The sequence below is a fragment of the Halorubrum sp. Eb13 genome (genome assembly GCF_002252895.1).
Lineage (GTDB): Archaea > Halobacteriota > Halobacteria > Halobacteriales > Haloferacaceae > Halorubrum.
Genome location: NZ_NHPE01000027.1, coordinates 31341 through 40208 on the forward strand (window position 1 = coordinate 31341; position 8868 = coordinate 40208).

Consider the following 8868-nt stretch of genomic DNA (forward strand, 5'->3'; position numbering starts at 1 on the left):
CGGAACCGCTGACCACCTCCGAAACCGGTAGGTACGCGCGGTCCCAACGGAACGCAATGAGTTTCGACGCCGATTGGCGGGCCGACATCGACTCGGTCGACGCCGTGCTCATCGACGAGTTCCAGAGCGACTTCCCCGTCGAGTCGCGCCCGTTCGAGCGGGTCGCCGGCGAGATCGCGGCCGAGACGGGCGTCGACATCGACGCCGCGGCGGTGCTCGACCGCGTCCGCGACCTCCGCGAGCGGGGGGTGTTCCGGCGGTTCGGCGCGGTGCTCAATCCGCCCGTCATCGGCTCGTCGACGCTGGCGGCGGTGCGGGCGCCCGACGAGCGGTTCGACGAGATCGCCGACGTGATCAACGGCTACCGGCAGGTGAACCACAACTATCGTCGCGACCACGAGTGGAACCAGTGGTTCGTCGTCACCGCGGGCTCCCGCGAGACGCGCGACGCGATCCTCGCGGAGATCGAGGATCGGACCGGCTGCGAGGTGCTGGCCCTCCCGATGCTGACAGACTACTACATCGACCTGGAGTTCCCCGTGGTGAACGGGGACCGGTTCGCGCGCGAGTCGCTCGACCACACGGCGGTCTCCGCCACCCGCATCTCGGAGGACGCCCGGGGCGACCTGACCGCGCTGGAGGCCGATCTCCTCCTGGCGATCCAAGACGGCTTCCCGCTGTCGGCGACCCCCTACGCCGACGTGGCGGCCGAGATCGACGCCCCCCTCGACGACGTCCTCGCGGCGGTCGATCGCCTCCTCGCGGACGGCTGTATCAAGCGGATCGGCTGCGTCGTCAACCACGTCGTCACCGGGTTCACGAACAACTGCATGGTCGTCTGGGACGTGCCCGACGACGAGCTCGACGAGCGCGGCGAGGCGGTCGGCAGCCTCCCGTACGTCACGCTCTGTTACCACCGCCCGCGCCGGCCCGAACAGGAGTGGGAGTACAACCTGTTCACGATGATCCACGGGCGCGAGGCCGAGGCGGTCGACGCGAAGATCGACGAGCTGGCGGCCGAGCACCTCCCGTTCGACCACGAGCGGCTCTACTCCACGGAGACGCTGAAACAGACCGGCGCGCAGTACGAGGACCTCGTCGCCGACGAAGAGGAGTGAGGAAGGGGTCTATCGGGGTTCAGTCGTCGCCGAGCGACGGCGACGAGCCGTCCGCGTCGGTGCCGGGCGCGTCGCGGCCGCGGCCGCGGACGCCGGCGTCGAGCCCGCTCCCCGCGCCGAGCCGATCGAGCGCGTCCGCGCCGGCGACCGCGACGACGACGAAACCGACCTTCGAGACGACGTCGAGGTAGACGAACACGAGCATCTCCGTGGAGCCCGTCAGGAGCCCGAGACCGGTTGGCGCGAGCACCCACACGACGGGGTACAGCGTCCAGAGGACGACCGTGATGTTCCGGAGCGTCCCGAAGACGGCGCGGACGCGGTCCCCCTCGGCCGACGCCGAGCGCGGGAGCGCGGCGAGCAGGCCGTAAACGAGCGCGGCGTACGCCGCCGCGGCGACGCCGAACAGGGCCCACGAGAGCGTGCCGGCGGTGACGACCGCGGCGGTCCCGCCGGCGATGATCACCACGTCGACCGCGATCAGCCCGGCGAGCAGCCGGCGCGACGGCCGCGCGAGCAGCCCGAGGTACAGGATCAGCAGCGGCGTCGTTATCAGCCAGTCGACGTAGCGGGCGACCTCGAGGTCGCCGCCGGGCGTCGACAGCACGCCGAAGCCGAGCGCCATCGCGAGGTACGCGAGCGCCGCGACCCCGGTGACGCCGGTGAGAGTGGCGTAGTACCGCGCGTGCGACTCGCCGGTCTCGGACGACCCCGTGAGCCACGCCCACAGCGGCGGGACCGTGCCCGCGCCCATCGCGAGGACGCCGAGCCACGCCCATATCGTCGTGTCGGCGATCATCTCGGGTCACCTCCCTCCCCGGCGGCGCCGTCGTCGGGCGCGCCGGACGAGAAGTCGAAGGCGGAGTCGTCTCCCCCGCCGTCGGTTCCGGGGTCGCCGCCGCCCGCCGTCCCGCCGTCGGAGACCGCCGTCGCCGTCGCGGGCTCCGGGCCCCCTCCGAGCGCGTCGTCGGCCGCGAACTCGAAGCCGCCGACGGCGTCGCGCAGGCTGCGGGCCCGGTCGGAGAGCGACTCGGCGGCGGTCTCGACCGCCCCGAGGGTCCGCTCCTGCTCGTCGACCGCGCCGGTGACGTCGCCGGCCGCGCCGGCGGTCTGCGCGCTGATCGCGGAGACGTCCTCGACGTGGCCGACGACCGCGTCCACGGAGTCGGCCTGCGTCTCCGTGGCGCGGGTGATCTCGGTCATGCTGGTGTCGGTGCGCTCGGAGGCCTCCGCGAGCCGTTCGAGCGCGTCGATCGACGTCTCGACGGTCTCGACGCCGGCGGAGATCCGCTCTTCGGTGCGCTCCATCGCGTTCGCGCCCGTCTCCGCGCGCTCCTGTACGGAGTGGATCCGCGCTTCGATCTCGCTCGCGGACTCCTGCGTCTCCTCGGCGAGCGCCTTCACCTCCTCGGCGACGACCGCGAAGCCGGCGCCCTCCGCGCCGGACCGGGCCGCCTCGATCGACGCGTTGAGCGCGAGCAGGTTCGTCTGCTCGGCGATCTCCGAGATGGTGTCGACGACCTCGCCGATCTCCTCGACCTCCGCGGCGAGCGCCTCGACCTCGGCGGTCGTCTCCGCGGTCGTCTCCTCGACCGCGTCCATCTCCGCGAGCGCCTCCTCCGCGGCCTCCCGTCCCTCCTCGCCGACCGCCGCGGCGTGCTCCGCGGTCTCGGCCACGTCGGTGACGGTGGAGGCGACCTCCTCGGCCGACGACGCGAGGTTCTCCGCCTCGTCGGTCGCCGCCTGGAGGTCGTCGCGCTGGGTGCGCGCCCCCTCGGCGATCTCCTCGACCGCCTCGCTCACGGTCCCGGTCGTCGCCCGCAGGCTCTCCGTGCGGTCGTCGACGGTGCCGGCGACGTCGGCGGTGTCCTCGGCGACCGTCGCGACCGACGCCACCGTCCCCTCCAGCTCGTCGGCCATCTCGTTGAAGGCGGCGCCGACCCGAGCCATCGCCTCGTTGTCGCTCTCGGTGTCGACGCGCTGGGTCAGGTCGCCGTCGGCGAGCGCCCGCATGGCCGACTCGTACTCGGTCGCCTTGCGCTCGACCGTCTCGGCTCGCTGCGTCGCCTCCCGGCGGGCCTCCTCGGCCTCCCGGCGGGCGGTCTCCGCGTCGTCGATCTCGGCGCGGAGCGAGCCGCGCATGGCGTCGAACGCCTCGAACAGCCGACCGATCTCGTCGGTCCGGCCGGTCTCGAGCGTCACGTCGAGGTCGCCCTCGGCCATCCGCTCCGCCTTCGTCGTGAGCTGGCGCAGCGAGATGACCGTGTTCGACCCGACCGTGACGCCGATGAGCGCGAGCCCGATCACCGTCAGCAGCGTCATCCCGATGAGGCCGGAGCGGATCTCCGCGCCGACCGCGCCGATTCCCTCCGTCCGGAGGTAGACGACGGCCCCGTACGTGACTGAGATCCCCGTGACGCCGATCAGCGACAGCGCGAGCTTCGCGCCGTAGCTCGACCGGACGCCGGAGAACGGTCCCTCTTGCATGATGTATCGATCCACAGGGAAAGCATCAGGATAATAACTTGGGCAAAAATATCAATCATGAGAACCCTGCGGCGCGAAGTCGGTCGGAGACCCCGTCGACCGACGGGCGGCCCGACGCCGACCCGAGATCGAGGGGAACGAGGTGGACCGGTACGTTCACAGGGATTGCGCCCCCCGGGCAGGTATGTCCGACGCGTTCGATCGGCTCGGGTACGGGACGTACAAGCTGGCGGACGGCGAGGAGTGCGTCGCCGGGGTCGCCCACGCGGTCGAGACGGGGTACCGCCACGTCGACACCGCGCAGGGGTACGACAACGAGGCGTCGGTGTCGGCGGGGATCGACCGCACCGACGTCGATCGCGACGACCTGTTCGTCGCGACGAAGCTCTCGACGGACAACCTCTCGTACGACGACGCCACCGCGACCGCGCGGGTGAGCCGGGACCGGCTCGGCGTCGACTCGATCGACCTCCTGTACGTCCACTGGCCGATCAACACATACGACCCCGACGAGACGCTGCCCGCCCTCGACGACCTCGTCGACGAGGGCGTCGCCGACCGGATCGGGCTCTCGAACTTCCGTCCCGACCAGCTCGAGGCGGCTATCGACCGGCTCGACCACGACGTGTTCGCCCATCAGGTCGAGTGCCACCCCCTGCTCCGCCAGCCGGAGCTTCGCGAGCTCGCGGTCGAGCACGGCCACTGGCTCGTCGCGTACTCGCCGATCGCGCGCAACCGAGTCGCCGACGTGGACGTCCTGCGAGATATCGCCGCGAAGCACGACGCGAGCCCGGCGCAGGTGAGCCTCGCCTGGCTGCTCTCGAAAGAGCGGGTCGCGCCGATCCCGAAGGCCGCGAGCGCCGATCACGTCGAGGCGAACTGGGCGGCGCGCGACCTCGACCTCGATCCCGTGGACGTCGAGCGGATCGACGCTCTCGACCGCGAGGATCGAGTCGTCGACTTCGACGAGGCGCCGTGGAATCACGGGTGACGGGAGGACCTCCCGGCCGGTTCGGTATATAGCCGTCCGGAGCCGATCCCACCGCTACGACCCTCTCATAGTCGGTTTTACGTCGGTTCCGGCCGACGCCAACACCGTGACCGACCCCGAGACCGATCCCGCCGGTCGGCCGGCGCTGCTCGCCGCGACGCCGAGCGCGGAGTGGGTCGCCGGATGGCTCCGCGCGCTCGCCCTGCTCGCCGGCGCGACGGCGCTGTTGCTCGCGCTGATCGCGTTCGAGCTCCTCGTTCGGCTCTGAGCGGGGCGCGGCGGTCGCGGCGGAGTCGCCGCGGCGACGTCGCCGAGCCCCCGCCGTCGCCCGAGGCGGAACTGAACGCCGCCTCGCACCGAACCGCGACCCTGACGTCCCGTCCGTCGCGATTTCACTTCCGCTTTCGGGCGCGTTTTTAAAAGGCGTCGGGACGACGTGACGGGTATGGCCCAGTCCACGTTCGACGACGACGACCTGTTCGGGGAGGCGGCCGCGGAGACGCGCGCGGAGGTCGAAGAGCACCTCGCGGCCGCTCGGGCTGAGCTCCCCGACGCGGACGACGTGTGGGAGACGGACGCGGACAACGTGCTCGGCACCCTCAACGGGCTCAAGTCCGCCCTAGACGTCGGCGACGCGATCGGCTCCGTCCGGTCGGCGAAGAAGGCGTACGTGCTCGGGGAGCGCGCCGACGCCTTCGAGGACGCCGACGATCTGAAAGCCGAGATCGAGGAGCTGGAGTCGCTCGTCGGCGACATCGAGAGCGCCGCCGAGGAGGTCGCCTCGCTCACCGGCACCGTCCCCGCGATCCGCGGAGCCCTGCAGGACGCGGCGGAGGCCGCCGAGGAAGGCGACGAGTAGGGTCCCCCGTTTTCACTCGGACTCCCGCTCGACGACCGCCGCCGCGAGCGACGCGAGCGCGTCGCTCGCGAGGCTCAGGAGCTCCTCGCCGCGCTCGGCGTCGCCGGCGGTCGGGTCGCCGACGATGCCGTTCTCGGTGAATTCGTCGGAGTCGTGCGCGAGGTTCACGCCCGAGACCCACTCGCCCCAGCGGTCGGCGGCGCCCTCGCCCGCGGCCGCGACGCGGTCCTCGCGGACGAGGTCGGGGTTCGTCGCGCGCAGCAGCGCCGTCTCCAGCGGGCCGGCGTGGCCCATGTCGGCCCCGTGCTCGCCGACCGCCTCGAACCACGTGAACGCGACGGCGTAGCCGTCGTGGGCGTCGTCCCGGGAGAATCGCCGGGCGACCTCCGCGAGCGCCGCCACGTTGCCGCCGTGGCCGTTGACGAACACGATCCGGTCGATCCCGTGGTGCGGCAGCGATTCGGCCGCCTCGCGGACGTACGCGCGGAAGGCGTCCGGCGAGACCCACATCGTCCCGTCGAAGGCGCGGTGCTCCTCGGCGACGCCGACGGGGATCGGCGGGGCGACCGCGACCTCGCCGGCGGTATCGCCGGGCCCCTCCGTCGCGTCTCCGTCCGCCGATTCGCCTTCCGTCTCCTCGTACGCCGCCGCCCCGGCCTCCGCGACCGCGACGGCGTCGAGCGTGTCGGTCCCGAGGGGCGCGTGGGGGCCGTGCTGTTCGGTGCTGCCGACGGGGACGAACGCGACGTCGACGTCGGCGTCGCGCACGTCGGTCCAGGTGGCGTCCGTGAGTCGCATGCGGTCCCTTCGACGGGACGCGCCGTATAGCCGACGGTCGGACGAGGGGATCGACCGCGAACGGACCGCGAGTCGCCCCGGGAGTTATTCCGATCCGCGATGACAGTCACCTCATGAGTAATGAGAACGAAGACCGCGGTCGAACGGCGGGGGTGACGTTCGGACCGCTGAAGCGGGCGCTTCGCGAACACGCCTATCCGGTGTCGGTCGCGGAGTTGATCGAGCAGTACGGCGGCTTCGAGCTGGAGACCGGGAGCGGGGGCGAGCGGCTCGAAACCACGCTGGAGCGGTGCGAGCGGACGCGGTTCCACGAGCCGCGCGAGGTGCGCGACGCGATCCTCGACGCGCTGGGCGAGGAGCCGAGAGGGGAGGCACCGACCGCGGGAGAGCGCGGGGAGGAGAGCGAGGCCGACGGCGCCGACGACTGGAGTCAGCTGTCGACGTGAGCGGCCCGAGGGGAGGCGTCGGGGCGCTTCGGCCCGTCCCGTCCCGCCTCAGTCGTCGTCGGTCTCCGCGTCCTCGATCAGGCGCGCGGTGCGCTTCTGCGCGCGGTCGATGAACTCCTGCGGGAGCTCGTCGATCTCGCCGGCCTGCACGCCCCAGAGGTGGGCGTACAGCCCCCCGTTGTCGAGCAGCTCCCCGTGGGTCCCGCGCTCGACGACCTCGCCGCCCTCCAACACGAGGATGGTGTCGGCGTCCTTGATCGTGGAGAGCCGGTGCGCGATGGCGAACGTCGTCCGATCGGCCGTAAGCCGGTCGAGCGAGCGCTGGATCAGCATCTCCGTCTCGGTGTCGACGTCCGAGGTCGCCTCGTCGAGGACGAGGATGTCGGGGTCCTTGAGGACCGCCCGCGCGATGGTGACGCGCTGGCGCTGCCCGCCGGAGAGCTTCACGCCGCGCTCGCCGACCATCGTGTCGTAGCCGTCCGGGAGGTTCTCGATGAACTCGTGGGCCTCCGCGGCCTTCGCGGCCTCGCGGACCTCCTCGTCGGTCGCCTCGAACGTGCCGTACGTGATGTTCTCGCGGACGGTCCCGTAGAACAGGTACGACGACTGGCCGACGTAGCCGATCGACCGGCGGAGCGACTTGAGCGTCACGTCGCGGACGTTCTGCCCGTCGATCCGGATGGCGCCGTCGTCGACGTCGTACATCCGGAGCAGGAGCTTGAGCACCGTGGACTTGCCGGCGCCGGTCGGGCCCACCAAGGCGAGCGTCTCGCCGCCCTCGACTTCGAAGTCGACGTCGGAGACGATGGTCTCCTCGTCGTAGCCGAAGCTCACGTCGTCGTAGACCACGTCGCCGTCGTCGACGACCAGCTCCTCGGCGTCCGGGTCCTCGGCGAGCCGCGAGGGCTCGTCCATCAGACCGAAGATCCGCGCGGAGGAGGCGCGGGCGCGCTGGTACATGTTGATGATCTGCCCGAACTGCGCCATCGGCCAGATGAACCGCTGGGTGTAGAGGATGAAGACGACGAACATCCCCTCGGAGAGCTCGCCGGAGAACGGGCCGGGCGGACCCTGGAACACCCACAGTCCGCCGATGATGAACGTGATCACGAAGCCGATCCCGGCGAGCACGCGGAGCGCCGGGAAGAACTTGATCCGGGTCGTGATCGCGTCCCAGTTGGCGCCGAAGTAGTCCATCGAGACATCGTCGACGCGGTCGGACTCGTACGGCTCGGTGTTCGACGACTTGATCACCTGAATACCGCCGAGGTTGTTCTCCAGCCGGGAGTTCATCTTGCCGACCGTCGACCGCACCTCGGCGTACTTCGGCTGGATGGTCTTGATGAACAGGTAGGTGAACCCGGCGATGATCGGGACCGGAAGCAGCGCGACCAAGGCGAGCTGCCAGTTGATCCAGAACAGCAGGACACCGATCCCGACCACCATCACGGACAGGCGAAACACGGAGTTCATCCCGTCGTTGAGGAACCGCTCCAGCCGGTTCACGTCGTTCGAGAGGATGGACATCATCTCCCCGGTCTGCTTGTCAGAGAAGAACTCCATGTTGAGCCGCTGCATCTTGTCGTAGGTGTCCGTCCGGACGTCGTGTTGGATGTTCTGCGCGAACGCGTTGAACCCCCAGTTCCGGATCCAGTGGAACCCCGCGCCGAAGAGGAACGCCCCGGCCAGCACCGCGATCGTGAACCAGAACTGCTCGGTCTGCGCGGTCGGGAGCCACGCGTCCGGTAGCAACACGAGCGGGATCTGCTCGTTGAACGGGGCCTCGCCGCGGAAGATCGCGTCGAGGGCGATACCGAGCATAAGCGGCGGGAGGAGGTCGAGGAGCCGCGCGAAGACGCTGGCGAGGACACCGACGGAGACCTGCGGGAGGTAGTCGCGACCGTACTCGAGGAACAGGCGTTTCATCGGGTTATCGATCTTGTCCCGTTGTTCCTCGAAGGGGTCGTCTTCTTCCCATTCGACGCTACTCATTACCGTTTCATATCGTATCGCGCCGCAAATAGGTTTCCTTCGAACCGAAATACATCGGCGGAAATCTCCGGTTTCGAAGGCCAACGACCGCGTTTCTGTCGTCGGCTACCCCTGCGAGCACGAGCGGCCCCTCACACCTGCCGGCGTTCGACGGACGGGTCGACGTCGGCGGCGGCG

The 8868-nt window shown here is 70.5% G+C and carries 9 protein-coding genes; 5 read left to right on the plus strand and 4 right to left on the minus strand.

Annotation, left to right across the window (positions count from 1 at the left end):
• The first annotated feature begins 56 nt into the window (after nucleotides 1-56).
• On the plus strand, nucleotides 57-1118 hold the full coding sequence (locus tag DJ75_RS02520) for an Lrp/AsnC family transcriptional regulator (protein WP_094522300.1): 1062 nt from the start codon (nucleotides 57-59) through the stop codon (nucleotides 1116-1118).
• A gap of 19 nt (nucleotides 1119-1137) precedes the next feature.
• On the opposite strand, the gene DJ75_RS02525 is transcribed toward DJ75_RS02520, so the two are convergent.
• The gene (locus tag DJ75_RS02525; protein ID WP_094522301.1) at nucleotides 1138-1917 is read right to left on the minus strand and encodes a bacteriorhodopsin; all 780 of its coding nucleotides are present in this window, start codon (nucleotides 1915-1917) and stop codon (nucleotides 1138-1140) included.
• The gene (locus DJ75_RS02530) at nucleotides 1914-3605 is read right to left on the minus strand and encodes a methyl-accepting chemotaxis protein (protein ID WP_094522310.1); all 1692 of its coding nucleotides are present in this window, start codon (nucleotides 3603-3605) and stop codon (nucleotides 1914-1916) included. Before DJ75_RS02530 ends, DJ75_RS02525 begins: the two co-directional genes overlap by 4 nt.
• A 184-nt stretch (nucleotides 3606-3789) precedes the next feature.
• Here DJ75_RS02530 and DJ75_RS02535 point away from each other — a divergent pair, with 184 nt between their 5' ends.
• The 3 genes from DJ75_RS02535 (at nucleotide 3790) to DJ75_RS02540 (ending at nucleotide 5455) form a co-directional block, all read left to right on the plus strand.
• A complete protein-coding gene (locus DJ75_RS02535; RefSeq protein WP_094522302.1) occupies nucleotides 3790-4596 on the plus strand; it encodes an aldo/keto reductase in 807 nt (268 codons plus the stop codon).
• 106 nt (nucleotides 4597-4702) lie between these two features.
• Nucleotides 4703-4864 (plus strand): hypothetical protein, encoded by a 162-nt coding sequence (locus DJ75_RS18465; RefSeq protein ID WP_170938268.1) that lies wholly within the window; start codon nucleotides 4703-4705, stop codon nucleotides 4862-4864.
• A 177-nt stretch (nucleotides 4865-5041) separates the two neighbouring features.
• Nucleotides 5042-5455, plus strand: a complete 414-nt coding sequence (locus DJ75_RS02540; RefSeq protein ID WP_094522303.1) for a DUF5790 family protein — start codon at nucleotides 5042-5044, stop codon at nucleotides 5453-5455.
• A gap of 12 nt (nucleotides 5456-5467) precedes the next feature.
• Here the strand turns inward: DJ75_RS02540 and DJ75_RS02545 are convergent, their stop codons facing one another.
• Nucleotides 5468-6253 (minus strand): creatininase family protein, encoded by a 786-nt coding sequence (locus tag DJ75_RS02545; RefSeq protein WP_094522304.1) that lies wholly within the window; start codon nucleotides 6251-6253, stop codon nucleotides 5468-5470.
• A gap of 113 nt (nucleotides 6254-6366) precedes the next feature.
• On the opposite strand from DJ75_RS02545, the gene DJ75_RS02550 reads away from it, so the two are divergent.
• Nucleotides 6367-6699, plus strand: coding sequence for a hypothetical protein (locus DJ75_RS02550; RefSeq protein WP_094522305.1), 333 nt, complete (start codon nucleotides 6367-6369; stop codon nucleotides 6697-6699).
• A gap of 48 nt (nucleotides 6700-6747) precedes the next feature.
• On the opposite strand, the gene DJ75_RS02555 is transcribed toward DJ75_RS02550, so the two are convergent.
• Entirely contained in the window at nucleotides 6748-8691 is a 1944-nt protein-coding gene (locus tag DJ75_RS02555; protein ID WP_094522306.1) for an ABC transporter ATP-binding protein, read from the minus strand.
• Between the last annotated feature and the right edge of the window lie 177 nt (nucleotides 8692-8868).